This is a genomic window from Leisingera sp. ANG-M6 (assembly GCF_000813905.1).
Classification (GTDB): domain Bacteria; phylum Pseudomonadota; class Alphaproteobacteria; order Rhodobacterales; family Rhodobacteraceae; genus Leisingera.
Window position 1 is genome coordinate 1 of the sequence record NZ_JWLG01000004.1, and the last position, 374, is coordinate 374.

General features: G+C 68.7%; 1 protein-coding gene. It reads left to right on the forward strand.

What is annotated here, in order from left to right; translation table 11 throughout:
• Positions 1-374, forward strand: a 374-nt coding sequence (locus RA24_RS22705; protein ID WP_241480880.1) for a DUF1989 domain-containing protein, incomplete at both ends; no start/stop codon positions are given.

Genomic DNA, 374 nt, shown 5'->3' on the forward strand with positions numbered 1-374 from the left:
CGCGCTTCTGGGCTGGATCAACGCCCGCGGCGGCGACAGCGCCGACGCAATCCCCGCCTGCACCCTCACCACCGCGGAGGAGCCGCTGATTCTGAAAGCCGCGGCCAGGGCCACGGTCTGGATCTTCCGCACCGCACTGCCGCACGACCTGGTGCACGGCACCGTTTCAGGCGGGTTGGAGATCACTTGGCAGCCCGGACCGGGCTCCGCTCCGCTACTGCCGCCACTGCTGGGCGACACCCGCGACGAATTCACCGTCAGCCGCGGCACCGGCTGCGCCTACGAGGTGAAGAAAGGCGAGATCATCCAGATCATCGACGTGGAGGGGCAGCAGTGTTCTGACTTCACCGCCTTCCGCGCCACCGGGCTGGAGC